Here is an 11,903-nt window from a genome sequence, read left to right on the forward strand (position 1 = left end):
CATGAGAATCGTCATCCTGATCGCCATCTTCGTCATCCTCGCGGCACTGGCCGCCGCCGGCTTCTTCATGCTTAGGAACAAGCGCGGCCCGCGCAATATGGCGCGCGCGCTGACGGTGCGCATCGGCGTGTCGGTGGCGCTGTTCCTGTTCATCCTCTTGAGCTATTACATGGGCTGGGTCCAGCCGACCGGCTTCAGCGTCCCGCAACGTTAATTGAGTTCGAGGAAAGCAAAAGCGCCGCTCGATGCGGCGCTTTTGCTTTGTCCCTCAAGTCGCCCGCCGGGCCGCCCCAAGGGCGACTTGAGCCGATGTCATTGGCGGGCAAGCCCGGCAATGATCGGCGTCCCCTCGGGGGACCGCCCGCGTACCCGCGGGCGAGGGGCAGCATCCTTACATCCAGTAGACGACGACGTACAGGCCCAGCCAGACGACGTCGACGAAGTGCCAGTACCAGGCGGCGCCTTCGAAGCCGAAGTGGCGGTCCTTGGTGAAATGGCCCTTGTGCAGACGCAGGGTGATGAACAGCAGCATCAGCATGCCCACGAAGACGTGGAAGCCGTGGAAGCCGGTCAGCATGAAGAAGGTCGAGCCGAAGATGCCCGAGCTGAGCTTGAGGTTCAGCTCGGTATAGGCATGGTGGTACTCGATGCCCTGGCAGACCAGGAAGATGATGCCCAGGATCACGGTGATCCACATGAAGGCGATCGTCTTGCCGCGCTTGCCGTCGAGGATGGCGTGGTGGGCGATCGTCAGCGTCACGCCCGAGGTCAGCAGCAGCGCGGTATTGATCGTCGGCAGCGGCCACGGGCCCATGGTCGCGAAGGGCTCGACGATATTGGCCGGCGAGGCGGTCATGCCAGCGGCGACGCTGGGCCACAGGGCCTTGAAGTCCGGCCACAGGATCGCGTTCTCGAGGCTGCCGAGATTCGGCACCGCGTGCAGGCGGGCCCAGTACAGCGCGCCGAAGAAGGCGCCGAAGAACATCACCTCGGAGAAGATGAACCAGCCCATGCTCCAGCGGTAGGAGATGTCGATGCGCTCGCTGTACTGGCCGCCTTCGCTCTCACGGATCGCGTCGCCGAACCACTGCTTCAGCACGAAGGCCCACCACAGCAGGCCGAAGATCAGCGAGTACATGCCCCACTGATGGCCGTTGATCCACTGGCCGGCGCCGAGGATCACGAAGAACAGGCCGATGGCGGCCATCACCGGATGCCGCGATGGCCCTGGCACAAAGTAGTAAGGGGCTTTTCCGCCCGCTGCTTGCGTTGCTGTCGATGCCGACATTTCTCTTCTCCTCGAACCTAAAAACAGTTCTGCCTGACTCTCAGCTGCCGGCCACGCCGCTGCCGATCACCCATTGGACCAGCAGCACCAGAACCAGCACAAATAAAACGGCCGCGATCACCCCGGCGATGATCACATGCACCGGGTTCAGCTTGGCCACATCCTCTTCATATCCGGCGCCGCGGCGCACGCCGAAGAAGGCCCAGGCGATCGCCTTGACCGTCTGCACGAAGGACATCGGCCGCTGGGCCGCGTCCTTCAGATCCTGGCCGGGCCTGAACTCGCTCACGACTTGTCTCCCGGCTTCGCGCCGACGACGGCGGCCTGCTTGCCGCCCTTGCCCGCCACCTCGAAGAAGGTATAGGACAGGGTGATCGTCTTGACGTCCTTGGGCAGCTTGGGATCGATCACGAACACCACCGGCCATTGCTTGGCCTCGCCCGGCGCCAGCGTGTACTCGTTGAAGCAGAAGCATTCCAGCTTGTTGAAATGCGCGGTGGCCTGCTTCGGCGCGTAGCTCGGGATCGCCTGGGCCGACATCCGACGGTCCTGCACATTGCGGAACTCGTACATCACCGTCGCCAGCTGGCCCGGGTGCACCGTCATATGGCTGACCGCCGGCTTGAACTCCCAGGGGCCGCGCGCATTGGCGTCGAACTCGATCTCGATGCTGCGGCTGGTGTCGACCTGGGTGTTCTTGACGTCGTCGGCGCGCAGCGCATGCTGGCGCTCGGACAGCGACAGCACATTGATACCCAGCGCGGTGCAGACGGCGTTGTACAGCGGCACCAGCGCATAGCCGAAGCCCGCCATCAGCACGACGACGACGCACAGCTTGCCCGTCAGCAGCAGGTTGTCCCTGCGCAGAGCGGAGGCCAGCGTGGCGCGGATCTTCATGGTGGGCGGGCGGCGGCGTTCGCTCAGAAACCGTAGAGCGCGATCTTGGTGACGAAGCCCAGGAAAAAGACGAGGGCGACGCTGACCAGGGCCAGCGCCAGGCGCCGGTTGCTCTTGCGTTGTTCGGGCGTCAACATCTCGTCTCTCCTGCTACTGCTTCGCGATCGATCGCTCGATCAGCCGACGATCTTGGTCGCGGTGCGATCCAGCTTCGGCGGGTTTTCAAAGGTGTGGAAGGGCGCCGGCGACGGCACTTCCCACTCCAGGCCTTCGGCCGCTTCCCAGGGCTTCTGCGGGGCCTTCTCGCCCTTGCCGCGCATCATCGGGACGACGACGAAGAGGAAGAAGTAGACCTGCATCAGGCCGAAACCGAAGGCGCCGATCGACGCGATCATGTTGAAGTCGGCGAACTGCAGCGGGTAGTCGGCATAGCGACGCGGCATGCCGGCCAGACCCAGGAAGTGCATCGGGAAGAAGGTGACGTTGAAGAAAATCAGCGAGCCCCAGAAGTGGATCTTGCCACGCGTCTCCGAGAACATCACGCCGCTCCACTTCGGACCCCAGTAGTAGACGCCGGCGAACAGCGCGTACAGCGAGCCGGCCACCAGCACGTAGTGGAAGTGGGCGACGACGTAGTAGGTGTCCTGGATCTGGATGTCGACCGGGGCCATCGCGCAGATCAGGCCGGTGAAGCCGCCCATCGTGAACACGAAGATGAAGCCGACGGCCCACAGCATCGGGACCTCGAAGGTCATCGAACCGCGCCACATCGTGGCCAGCCAGTTGAAGATCTTCACGCCGGTGGGCACCGCGATCAGCATGGTCGCGTACATGAAGAACAGCTGGCCCGTCACCGGCATGCCGGTGGCGAACATATGGTGGGCCCAGACGATGAAGGACAGGATCGCGATCGAGGCGGTCGCGTAGACCATCGAGGCGTAGCCGAACAGCCGCTTGCGGGCGAAGGCCGGCACGATCTGGCTGACGATGCCGAAGGCCGGCAAGATCATGATGTAGACCTCGGGGTGGCCGAAGAACCAGAAGATGTGCTGGTACATCACCGGGTCGCCGCCGCCGGCCGGGCTGAAGAAGCTGGTGCCGAAGTGACGGTCGGTCAGCGTCATCGTGATGGCGCCGGCGAGCACCGGCATCACGGCGATCAGCAGGTAGGCGGTGATCAGCCAGGTCCAGGCGAACATCGGCATCTTCATCAGGGTCATGCCCGGCGCGCGCATGTTCAGGATGGTGACGATGATGTTGATCGAACCCATGATGGACGAGGCGCCGAGGATGTGCATCGCGAAGATGCCGGCATCCATCGACGGACCCATCTGCAGGGTCAGCGGCGCGTACAGCGTCCAGCCGGCGGCGGGGGCGCCGCCTGGCATGAAGAAGCTGGCGACCAGCATGATGGCGGCCGGGATCATCAGCCAGAAGCTGAAGTTGTTCATCCGCGCGAAGGCCATGTCGGAGGCGCCGATCTGCAGCGGCAGCATCCAGTTCGCGAAGCCGACGAAGGCCGGCATGATGGCGCCGAACACCATGATCAGGCCGTGCATCGTCGTGAACTGGTTGAACAGTTCCGGATTGACGAACTGCAGGCCGGGCTGGAACAGCTCGGCGCGGATCAGCAGCGCGAGGATGCCGCCGATCATCAGCATCGTGAACGAGAACAGCAGGTACAGCGTCCCGATGTCCTTGTGGTTGGTGGCGAACACCCAGCGCCGCCAGCCGGTCGGGGCGTGGTGGTCATCGTGGTGGTCATGAACGTCATGACCGTGATGGTCAAGCACTGCACTCATGTTGATTCCTTATTCCGACGATTCTTGACGTTCGATTACTTGCGCTCGGCCTGGATTTCGGCGGGCTGCACCAGCTGGCCGGTCTTGTTGGACCAGCTGTTCTTCGTGTAGGTGATGACGGCGGCGATATCGGTATCGCCCAGCGCCTTCCACGAGGGCATCGCGCCGTTGTTGGCGCCGTTCAGCACGATGTGGATCTGCTTGCTCTTGTCGTCGGACTGCACGATGGGCGAGCCGTCCAGCGCCTTGATCGGGCCGGCGCCCTTGCCGTCGGGCTTGTGGCAGACCGCGCAGTTGGCGGCATAGACCTTCTCGCCGCGGGCCATCAGCGGGCTGAGTTCCCAGACCTTGCTCGGATCGTCGGCCTTGGCGGCCATTTCCTTCTTCTTGCCGTCCACCCACTTGCTGTAGTCCTCGGCGGACACCACCTTCACATGGATGGGCATGTAGGCGTGTTCCTTGCCGCACAACTCGGCGCACTGGCCGTAGTAGTCGCCGACCTTCTCGGCCTTGAACCAGGTGTCGCGCACGAAGCCGGGGATCGCATCCTGCTTGACGCCGAAGGCCGGCACCATCCAGGCGTGGATCACGTCGTTGGCGGTGGTGATGATGCGCACCTTCTTGTTGACCGGCACGACCAGCGGGTTGTCGACCTTCAGCAGGTAGTTGTCGGTGTTCAGGTCCGGCTTGCCCGAATCGGACATCTCGCGCTGCGCGGCGTCCAGCGTGGCCAGGAAGCCGATGCCCTCGCCCTCGCCCTTCAGGTAGTCGTAACCCCACTTCCACTGGTAGCCGGTGGCCTTGATGGTGAGGTCGGCGTTGGTGGTGTCCTTCATCGCGACGACGACCTTGGTGGCCGGCAGGGCCATCAGGATCACGATCACGAAGGGCACGACGGTCCAGGCGATCTCGACCGCCACGCTTTCGTGGAAGGTCGCCGACACGGCGCCCTTGCTCTTGCGGTGCTTGAAGATCGAATAGAACATCACGCCGAACACGGCGAAGAAGATGACCAGGCAGATGACCAGCATGAAGTTGTGCAACCACATCTGGCTCGCGGCGATCTGCGTGACCGGCGGGTGCAGATTGATCTGGTTGACCGCCGGTCCTCCGGGCAGGTCGTTCACCGCCAGCGCGGCCTGGGCCGACAGCGTGGCAGCGGCTGCCAGCGCCGCCTGCCCCAGCCGGCGTCCGGCTTGATGCACTCGTGCGTTCATCATCATCATGGTCGTCACTTCTGTTTCAAATTCAACCCACGAACAATGCGGCAGCGAACCCGGTCCGCTGCCGCAGCATTCATCGCATCTCGCCCATCGCCCCCGTCGCACCCGGTCATCCGAGCCGGCGCACGCCTCGTCCGAGAGGCCCTTCCCGCTCCGTATGAGGCGGGAATTCTGATCGGCGGCGGATTTTAGCCCAGGCTCGGCGACTCGCCGGTTCAATGTCGTCTTTGAGCGTCGCCGGGTGCCGCGCGGCGCTCAGCGCTTGTGCGGCCGGCGGACCATCTCGCGCATCTGATCGAGCGAAACCTGGGTCTCGGCCTGCAGGCGCGGCTTCGGCGCCGGCTTGAAGGCATGGCCGTAGACGATCTCCAGGCTCAGGCGCAGGCGGCCATCGGAACCGCGCAGCCGCTCCAGCGCCTGCAAGAGCGCCGCCCGCCAGGTGCGCCCGCGCAACCCGGCAAAGCGCTGCGGCGCGAGATTGCCGCCCAGCGCACGCAGATCGCGCAGCAGCGCCTCGGGCTCGCCCCAGCTCAGGCTGATGCGCTCCTGGTCCATCACCGGATCGGCGAAGCCTGCCGCCACCAGCAGGTCGCCGATATCGTGCATATCCCACCAGTCGGGCGCGGGCCGCCCCCAGCCCAGCTGGGCGTACAGCGGTCGCAGCTCGACAAAGCTGTCCGGCCCGAGGCAGGAGAACATCAGGAAACCATCGACCGCCAGCGCCGCCTGCCACTCGGCCAGCACCGCCGGCGGATCGACGCAGCCATGCAACGCCATATTGGCCCAGACCAGCTCGACCGGCGCCTCCAGCGCCTCGCCGGCGGCCAGCACGCGCGTGCGCGAGCGCCCCTGCAAGGTGCGCAGCCAGCTGCGCTTGTGGGTCGCCTGGCTGCGTGCCAGCAGCGCCGGCAGCGGCTCGACGCAGAGCTGCTCGGCCTGCGGATAGGCGCTGGCCAGCGCGGCGCCGCCGGCGCCGAGAAAGGCCGACCATTGCAGCACCCGGCGCGGCTGCTGCTTGATGATGGCCAGACGCTCGGCCATGCGCTGCGCGACCTCGGCATGCAGCCAGGGCGGCGTTTCGCTGCGCGCCAGGCGGCTGGCCTGCTGGCGCAGCGCGCGCGGATCGAGCTGCTGCGGACGCGGCGGCGCAGCGGCCGGGGCGTCGGAAGACTTAGGGGGGATGGCGGCCGGATCGGACATGAGGGCGGCAGTATATTGACGCGCATGTCGGCGCGTCCCCTGAGCAGTTCCAAACCCGCCTTCGTCGAACGGGTGCTGATGCGCTGTCCCGGCCAATGCGCGGTCTGCCGCAGCTGGTCGGAGCAGCATGTGTGCAGCGACTGCCTGATGCGCTATGCGCGGCCGGTGCCGCGTTGCTGGACCTGCGCCGCGCGGCTGCCGCTGGAGCGCATCGGCCACCGCCATCCCAAATGCGGCCGCTGCCTGCGCGAGCCGCCGCCCTTGTCGCGCACGATTGCCGCGCTGGATTACGCCTTCCCCTGGGACGGGCTCTTGCAGCACTACAAATTCCACCAGGCGATCGAGTTGCGCGAGACCCTGCTCGACCGCCTGCGCCAGGCGCTGCTGGTCGCCGAGGCGCTCAAGCCGGACTGGCTGCTGCCGGTGCCGCTGGCCCTGAAGCGCCAGCGCGAGCGCGGCTACAACCAGAGCTGGGAGCTGGCACGCAGCCTGGCGCGGCGGCACAAGCTGCGCTGCGAAGCGGATATGCTGCTGCGCGTGCGCGAGACCTCGCAGCAGGCGCAGCTGCCGTACGCGGTGCGCGCGGCCAATGTCAAGGGTGCCTTCGCGGTCGACCCGAGCCACGCCGCGCGCCTGCACGGCCGCCGCGTCGTGCTGCTCGACGATGTGATGACCAGCGGCGCGACCCTGTTCGAACTGGCCCGCGTGCTGCGCCAGGCCGGGGTCGCCGACGTGCAGGCCTGGGTCGTCGCGCGCACGCCGGAAACCGAAAACTAGCGCCCCTGCCCTTTCCCCTTCTTCATGTTCCACATCGTCCTGGTCCAGCCGGAGATCCCGCCCAACACCGGCAACATCATCCGCCTGGCCGCCAACACCGGCTGCACCCTGCACCTGATCGAACCGCTGGGCTTCTCGATGGAAGACAAGCTGCTGCAGCGCGCGGGCCTCGACTATCACGAGTACGCGCCGCTGCAGCGGCATGCGAACTGGGAGGCCTTTCTCGCCAGCGCGCGGCCCGATCCGGCACGCCTGTTCGCCTTCACCACGCGCGGCAGCCGGCCGCTGGGCGAGATGGCCTGGCGGCCGGGCGACTACCTGGTCTTCGGCTCCGAGACCGCCGGCCTGGCGCCCGAGCTGCGCGAGCGCTTCCCGGAGGGCCAGCGCGTGCGCCTGCCGATGCGGCCGGGCCAGCGCAGCCTGAATCTCAGCAACAGCGTCGCCGTCGCGGTCTTCGATGCCTGGCGGCAGAACGGCTACGCCGGCGGCGGCTGATCAATAGTCGGCGCTCACGCCGGCGGCTTTGATCACGGCCGCCCAGCGGCGTCGCTCGCTGCCCATCAGCTGGGCCAGGCCCTCGGGCGAGGTCGCCGAGGCGCTGAAGTACTGGGCCAGCATCTTGCTGCGCACCTCGTCGCTGCGGATGATTCGCACCAGCTCGGCGGACAGTCGCTCGACGATGGCCGGCGGCGTCCCCATCGGCGCCAGCACCGCCTGCCAGGAGATCGCCTCGAAGCCGGCAAAGCCCTGCTCGGCCAGGGTCGGCAGTTCGGGCAGGGCGGCGCTACGGCCCAGACTGGTCACGCCCAGGGCCAGCAGCTTGCCGGCCTTGATCTGGCCGATCGCGATGCCGGGCACCATGAAGCCGGCCTGCACCTGGCCGGCCAGGATCGCGTTGACGACCTGCGGGAAGCCCTGGTAAGGCACATGGGTCAGCGCGACGCCGGCGCGGGTCTTGAACAGCTCCATCGCCAGATGCGCGGCGCTGCCGTTGCCGACGCTGCCGTAGTTCAGCGCGCCGCCGCTGGACTTGGCCAGTCGCACGAAATCGGCCAGCGTCTTCACGCCCAGCCGCGGGTCGACGACCAGCACGTTCGGCGAACTGGCGACCAGGCTGATCGGCTGCAGCTCCTTGGCCGGGTCGTAGGGCAGCTGCTTGTTGAGGAGCGGTGCCGTCACCAGCGGGCCCTGGATCGTGAACAGCAGCGTGTAGCCGTCGGGCGCCGAATTGGCGACGACGCCGGTGCCGATATTGCCGCCGGCGCCGGGCCGGTTGTCGATGACGATGGCCTGACCCAGACGCTGCGCCAAGGGTTCGGCGACGGCGCGCGCGATCAGGTCCGGCGAGCTGCCGCCCGGGAAGGGCACGACCAGCTTGATCGGCCGCGAGGGCCAGGCCTGGGCCAGCGCCGGCAAGGGCAGCGCCGCGCCGGCAAGCAGCAGTTCGCGGCGCCGCATCCTCAATGCTCCGCCCGCGCCTGGCGCCCCATCAGCCGATCGATCGCCGCGACCGCGCTCAGGCGGCCGTCCAGCACCGCGACGACGGCCTCGGTGATCGGCATGTCGACGCCGCGCTCGCGCGCCCGCGCCAGCACGGTCGGCGCGCTGTAGACGCCCTCGGCCACATGGCCGAGCTCGGCCAGGATCTGCGCCAGCGGCTTGCCTTCGGCCAGCAGCAGGCCGACACGGCGGTTGCGCGACAGATCGCCGGTGGCGGTCAGCACCAGATCGCCGATGCCCGACAGGCCCATGAAGGTCTCGGCCCGCGCCCCCAGGCTCAGGCCCAGGCGCAGCATCTCGGCCAGGCCGCGGGTGATCAGCGCGGCACGCGCATTCAGGCCCGGCGCATTGGCGACATCACCGGCAGCCTCGGCGCGCAGGCGCAGGCCGTCGGCCGTGCCGACGGCGATCGCCAGCACGTTCTTGACCGCGCCGCCGACCTCGACGCCGACCGGATCGGCCGAGGTGTAGACGCGCAGCCGCTCGCCGTGGAAGGCCTGGACGGCGGCCTGGGCCAGCGCCTCATCCTCGCTGGCGGCGACCAGGGCCGTCGGCTGGCCGGCCGCGACCTCCTGCGCGAAGCTGGGGCCCGACAGAATGCCCACGCGCAGCCGCGGCTGCACCTCGCGCGCGATCTCGTGGCCCAAGAGACCGCTGCCGGCCTCGAAGCCCTTGCAAAGCCACAGCACACGCGCGCCGTCGGGCAGCTGGGCCAGCAGCGCGCGCAGCGCCGCCATCGGCGTGGCGACGATGATCAGGCCCTGGCCGGCATCGTCGCCATGCGCGACCGCGGCGGCCAGATCACTGGTTAGCGCCAGCGCGGCGGGCAGCTCGGCCTCGGGCAGGTAATGGGTGTTGCGCCGCGTCGCGGCCATCGTCGCCGCGGCCTGCGCGTCGCGCGCCCACAGCAGCACGCGATGGCCGGCGGCCGATTGCGCGGCCTGCACCGCCAGCGCCGTGCCCCAGGCGCCGGCGCCCAATATGCTGATCTTCATGCTCGCTCAATGAAGAACGCGCCCCGCCGCAGATCCGCTGCTTCGGGGCGCGTCATGGCTCGAAGGCCGGTCGCGATCAGTTGACCGTCGCGCTGCCGGCGGCGGCCGCGTCGATCTGCGCCTGGCGCGCCTCGAACATGGCCTGGAAATTGACTTCGCTCAGCAGCACCGGCGGGAAGCCGGCGCGGGTGCAGACGTCGGAGACCACGGCGCGCAGGTAGGGGTAGACCATCTGCGGGCAGACGATGCCGAGGATGCCCTCCAGCTGCTCCTGCGGCACATTGCGGATCTCGAAGATGCCGGCCTGCTTGGCCTCGATCAGGAACAGGGTCTTCTCGCCGACCTTGGTCGTCACGGTGGCGGTCACGTTGACCTCGAACATGCCCTCGGCGATCGGCTCGGCGGCCAGGGCCAGATTGATGTCGACCTGCGGCTGGGTCTGCTCCAGCAGGATCTGCGGCGCGTTCGGCTGCTCCAGCGACAGGTCCTTCAGGTACATGCGCTGGATCTGGAACACGGGGGTGTTGGTCTCGTCGGACATGGGGTGCTTTCAAATAGTGAAGCCCGTCAGACCAGGCTGCGGGCGGCGCGCCGATTATGACGCACAGGCCTTGGCGGGCCTGCTGGGGTCTATCCCCTCTTGAATTCGCAAGGCCCGGATCATGCGCCCTGGAGCAGGGGCTGCAGGCCGCCGCGCTGGTCGAGCGCGATCAGCTCGTCGCAGCCGCCGACATGGGTGTCGCCGATGAAGATCTGCGGCACCGTGCGGCGCCCGGTCAGCGCGATCATCGCGTCACGTTCCCCGGGGTTCAGGTCGACGCGCACCTCATCGATCTGCTCGACGCCGCGCTGCTTCAGCAGGCTCTTGGCCCGGATGCAGTAGGGGCAGACCAGGGTGGTGTACATCTTCACGCTTCGCATCGACAACTCACTCTTTGTTCAAACGGCGCGCCGGCCTCAGGCGCTCTTCTCGACCGGCAGATTGGCTTCGCGCCAGGCGGCCAGGCCACCGGCCAGCGGCTGGGCCTTTTCATAGCCCTGCTTGCGCAATATGCCAGCGGCCCGCGCCGCGCGTGCGCCGCTGGCGCACACCAGCACCAGAGGCAGGGTCTTGTTCGAGGGCAGCGACTTGTGGCCCTCCAGCGATGCTAGCGGGATGTTGCGCGCGCCGGCAACATGGCCGGCGGCGAACTCGGCCGGCTCGCTGACATCGATGAACAGGGCCTTCTCGCGATTGACCAGGCGCACCGCCTCGGCCGTCGTCAGCGCCGCGCCGCGGCCGCCGCGGGCTAGGCTCGGCCACAGCAGGAAACCACCGGAGGTGATGGCGGCGAGGATCAGGATCCAGTTGTCGAGCAGGAATTTCAAGGCGGGTCCGTCGGTGGGATGAAACGGCGGATTATAGAAAGGCCTGCCCGATAGAATCCGTCGGGCCTGCGTCGTGCGGCCTCCAAACAAGCTCCTTCATGTACAAGCTCGTCCTCATTCGCCACGGCGAATCGACCTGGAATCTCGAAAACCGTTTCACCGGCTGGACCGATGTCGACCTGACCGCCACCGGCGTCGAGCAGGCCAAGCAGGCCGGCCGCCTGATCAAGGAAGCCGGCCTGGACTTCGATGTCGCCTACACCTCGGTGCTCAAGCGCGCCGTCTGGACGCTGTGGCACTGCCTGGACCAGATGGACCGCACCTGGCTGCCGGTCGTGCACAGCTGGCGCCTGAACGAGCGCCACTACGGCGCGCTGCAGGGCCTGAACAAGGCCGAGACGGCCAAGCAGTATGGCGACGAGCAGGTGCTGGTCTGGCGCCGCAGCTACGACACGCCGCCGCCGCCGCTGGAATCGAACGATCCCCGCAGCGAGCGCGGCGACATCCGCTACGCCAAGATGAATCCGGCCGACATCCCGCTGACCGAATGCCTGAAGGACACGGTGGCGCGCGTGCTGCCCTTCTGGAACGACTCGGTCGCGCCGGCGATCAAGCTCGGCAAGCGCGTCGTCATCGCCGCCCACGGCAACAGCATCCGCGCCCTGGTCAAGTACCTCGACGGCATCGGCGACGACGAGATCGTCGGCCTCAACATCCCGAACGGCATCCCGCTGGTCTACGAGCTCGACGCCGACTTGAAGCCGATCAAGAGCTACTACCTCGGCGACGCCGAGGCGGCCGCGAAGGCCGCTGCCGCGGTGGCCAATCAGGGCAAGAAGGCCTAGACGAGAGC

General features: G+C 67.4%; 16 protein-coding genes. 4 read left to right on the forward strand and 12 right to left on the reverse strand.

Annotation, left to right across the window (positions count from 1 at the left end):
- The first annotated feature begins 1 nt into the window (after position 1).
- Positions 2-214 carry a DUF2909 domain-containing protein gene (locus tag QWJ38_RS11985; protein WP_290359318.1) on the forward strand — a complete coding sequence of 71 codons (213 nt, stop codon included), beginning with the start codon at positions 2-4 and terminating at the stop codon, positions 212-214.
- Between the two features lie 177 nt (positions 215-391).
- Here QWJ38_RS11985 and QWJ38_RS11990 read toward each other — a convergent pair whose 3' ends face one another.
- The 7 genes from QWJ38_RS11990 to QWJ38_RS12020 all read right to left on the reverse strand — a co-directional run bounded on the left by QWJ38_RS11990 (position 392) and on the right by QWJ38_RS12020 (position 6,410).
- On the reverse strand, positions 392-1,288 hold the full coding sequence (locus QWJ38_RS11990) for a cytochrome c oxidase subunit 3 (RefSeq protein WP_290359319.1): 897 nt from the start codon (positions 1,286-1,288) through the stop codon (positions 392-394).
- A gap of 40 nt (positions 1,289-1,328) precedes the next feature.
- Positions 1,329-1,526, reverse strand: coding sequence for a DUF2970 domain-containing protein (locus QWJ38_RS11995; RefSeq protein WP_290359791.1), 198 nt, complete (start codon positions 1,524-1,526; stop codon positions 1,329-1,331).
- A gap of 47 nt (positions 1,527-1,573) precedes the next feature.
- Positions 1,574-2,185 (reverse strand): cytochrome c oxidase assembly protein, encoded by a 612-nt coding sequence (locus tag QWJ38_RS12000; protein WP_290359320.1) that lies wholly within the window; start codon positions 2,183-2,185, stop codon positions 1,574-1,576.
- A gap of 23 nt (positions 2,186-2,208) precedes the next feature.
- Positions 2,209-2,322 carry a cytochrome oxidase small assembly protein gene (locus QWJ38_RS12005; RefSeq protein WP_290359321.1) on the reverse strand — a complete coding sequence of 38 codons (114 nt, stop codon included), beginning with the start codon at positions 2,320-2,322 and terminating at the stop codon, positions 2,209-2,211.
- A 39-nt stretch (positions 2,323-2,361) separates the two neighbouring features.
- A complete protein-coding gene (ctaD, locus tag QWJ38_RS12010) occupies positions 2,362-3,987 on the reverse strand; it encodes a cytochrome c oxidase subunit I (protein WP_290359322.1) in 1,626 nt (541 codons plus the stop codon).
- Between the two features lie 35 nt (positions 3,988-4,022).
- Positions 4,023-5,204, reverse strand: a complete 1,182-nt coding sequence (coxB, locus tag QWJ38_RS12015) for a cytochrome c oxidase subunit II (protein WP_434063981.1) — start codon at positions 5,202-5,204, stop codon at positions 4,023-4,025.
- Between the two features lie 261 nt (positions 5,205-5,465).
- Positions 5,466-6,410, reverse strand: coding sequence for a methyltransferase domain-containing protein (locus tag QWJ38_RS12020; protein ID WP_290359324.1), 945 nt, complete (start codon positions 6,408-6,410; stop codon positions 5,466-5,468).
- A gap of 24 nt (positions 6,411-6,434) precedes the next feature.
- On the opposite strand from QWJ38_RS12020, the gene QWJ38_RS12025 reads away from it, so the two are divergent.
- Positions 6,435-7,187, forward strand: a complete 753-nt coding sequence (locus QWJ38_RS12025; RefSeq protein ID WP_290359325.1) for a ComF family protein — start codon at positions 6,435-6,437, stop codon at positions 7,185-7,187.
- Positions 7,188-7,211: 24 nt separating this feature from the next.
- Positions 7,212-7,682, forward strand: a complete 471-nt coding sequence (locus QWJ38_RS12030; protein WP_290359326.1) for a tRNA (cytidine(34)-2'-O)-methyltransferase — start codon at positions 7,212-7,214, stop codon at positions 7,680-7,682.
- Here the strand turns inward: QWJ38_RS12030 and QWJ38_RS12035 are convergent, their stop codons facing one another.
- The 5 genes from QWJ38_RS12035 to QWJ38_RS12055 all read right to left on the reverse strand — a co-directional run bounded on the left by QWJ38_RS12035 (position 7,683) and on the right by QWJ38_RS12055 (position 11,050).
- Positions 7,683-8,645 (reverse strand): Bug family tripartite tricarboxylate transporter substrate binding protein, encoded by a 963-nt coding sequence (locus tag QWJ38_RS12035; protein WP_290359327.1) that lies wholly within the window; start codon positions 8,643-8,645, stop codon positions 7,683-7,685.
- Positions 8,646-8,647: 2 nt separating this feature from the next.
- Entirely contained in the window at positions 8,648-9,682 is a 1,035-nt protein-coding gene (locus QWJ38_RS12040) for an NAD(P)H-dependent glycerol-3-phosphate dehydrogenase (protein ID WP_290359328.1), read from the reverse strand.
- 76 nt (positions 9,683-9,758) lie between these two features.
- Entirely contained in the window at positions 9,759-10,223 is a 465-nt protein-coding gene (gene secB, locus QWJ38_RS12045) for a protein-export chaperone SecB (RefSeq protein ID WP_290359329.1), read from the reverse strand.
- Between the two features lie 119 nt (positions 10,224-10,342).
- Positions 10,343-10,603, reverse strand: coding sequence for a glutaredoxin 3 (gene grxC / locus QWJ38_RS12050; protein WP_290359330.1), 261 nt, complete (start codon positions 10,601-10,603; stop codon positions 10,343-10,345).
- 36 nt (positions 10,604-10,639) lie between these two features.
- Positions 10,640-11,050 (reverse strand): rhodanese-like domain-containing protein, encoded by a 411-nt coding sequence (locus tag QWJ38_RS12055; RefSeq protein ID WP_290359331.1) that lies wholly within the window; start codon positions 11,048-11,050, stop codon positions 10,640-10,642.
- Between the two features lie 98 nt (positions 11,051-11,148).
- Here QWJ38_RS12055 and gpmA point away from each other — a divergent pair, with 98 nt between their 5' ends.
- The gene (gene gpmA / locus QWJ38_RS12060; RefSeq protein WP_290359332.1) at positions 11,149-11,895 is read left to right on the forward strand and encodes a 2,3-diphosphoglycerate-dependent phosphoglycerate mutase; all 747 of its coding nucleotides are present in this window, start codon (positions 11,149-11,151) and stop codon (positions 11,893-11,895) included.
- The last annotated feature ends 8 nt before the right edge of the window (positions 11,896-11,903 follow it).

This window comes from Roseateles violae, assembly GCF_030410485.1.
Lineage (GTDB): Bacteria > Pseudomonadota > Gammaproteobacteria > Burkholderiales > Burkholderiaceae_C > Roseateles_D > Roseateles_D violae.

Coding starts and splice junctions, on each gene's coding strand:
- QWJ38_RS11985 (WP_290359318.1), top strand. CDS start 2: ATGAGAATCGTCATCCTGATCGCCATCTTCGTCATCCTCGCGGCACTG.
- QWJ38_RS11990 (WP_290359319.1), bottom strand. CDS start 1,288: ATGTCGGCATCGACAGCAACGCAAGCAGCGGGCGGAAAAGCCCCTTAC.
- QWJ38_RS11995 (WP_290359791.1), bottom strand. CDS start 1,526: ATGTCCTTCGTGCAGACGGTCAAGGCGATCGCCTGGGCCTTCTTCGGC.
- QWJ38_RS12000 (WP_290359320.1), bottom strand. CDS start 2,185: ATGAAGATCCGCGCCACGCTGGCCTCCGCTCTGCGCAGGGACAACCTG.
- QWJ38_RS12005 (WP_290359321.1), bottom strand. CDS start 2,322: ATGTTGACGCCCGAACAACGCAAGAGCAACCGGCGCCTGGCGCTGGCC.
- ctaD (WP_290359322.1), bottom strand. CDS start 3,987: ATGAGTGCAGTGCTTGACCATCACGGTCATGACGTTCATGACCACCAC.
- coxB (WP_434063981.1), bottom strand. CDS start 5,204: ATGAACGCACGAGTGCATCAAGCCGGACGCCGGCTGGGGCAGGCGGCG.
- QWJ38_RS12020 (WP_290359324.1), bottom strand. CDS start 6,410: ATGTCCGATCCGGCCGCCATCCCCCCTAAGTCTTCCGACGCCCCGGCC.
- QWJ38_RS12025 (WP_290359325.1), top strand. CDS start 6,435: ATGTCGGCGCGTCCCCTGAGCAGTTCCAAACCCGCCTTCGTCGAACGG.
- QWJ38_RS12030 (WP_290359326.1), top strand. CDS start 7,212: ATGTTCCACATCGTCCTGGTCCAGCCGGAGATCCCGCCCAACACCGGC.
- QWJ38_RS12035 (WP_290359327.1), bottom strand. CDS start 8,645: ATGCGGCGCCGCGAACTGCTGCTTGCCGGCGCGGCGCTGCCCTTGCCG.
- QWJ38_RS12040 (WP_290359328.1), bottom strand. CDS start 9,682: ATGAAGATCAGCATATTGGGCGCCGGCGCCTGGGGCACGGCGCTGGCG.
- secB (WP_290359329.1), bottom strand. CDS start 10,223: ATGTCCGACGAGACCAACACCCCCGTGTTCCAGATCCAGCGCATGTAC.
- grxC (WP_290359330.1), bottom strand. CDS start 10,603: ATGCGAAGCGTGAAGATGTACACCACCCTGGTCTGCCCCTACTGCATC.
- gpmA (WP_290359332.1), top strand. CDS start 11,149: ATGTACAAGCTCGTCCTCATTCGCCACGGCGAATCGACCTGGAATCTC.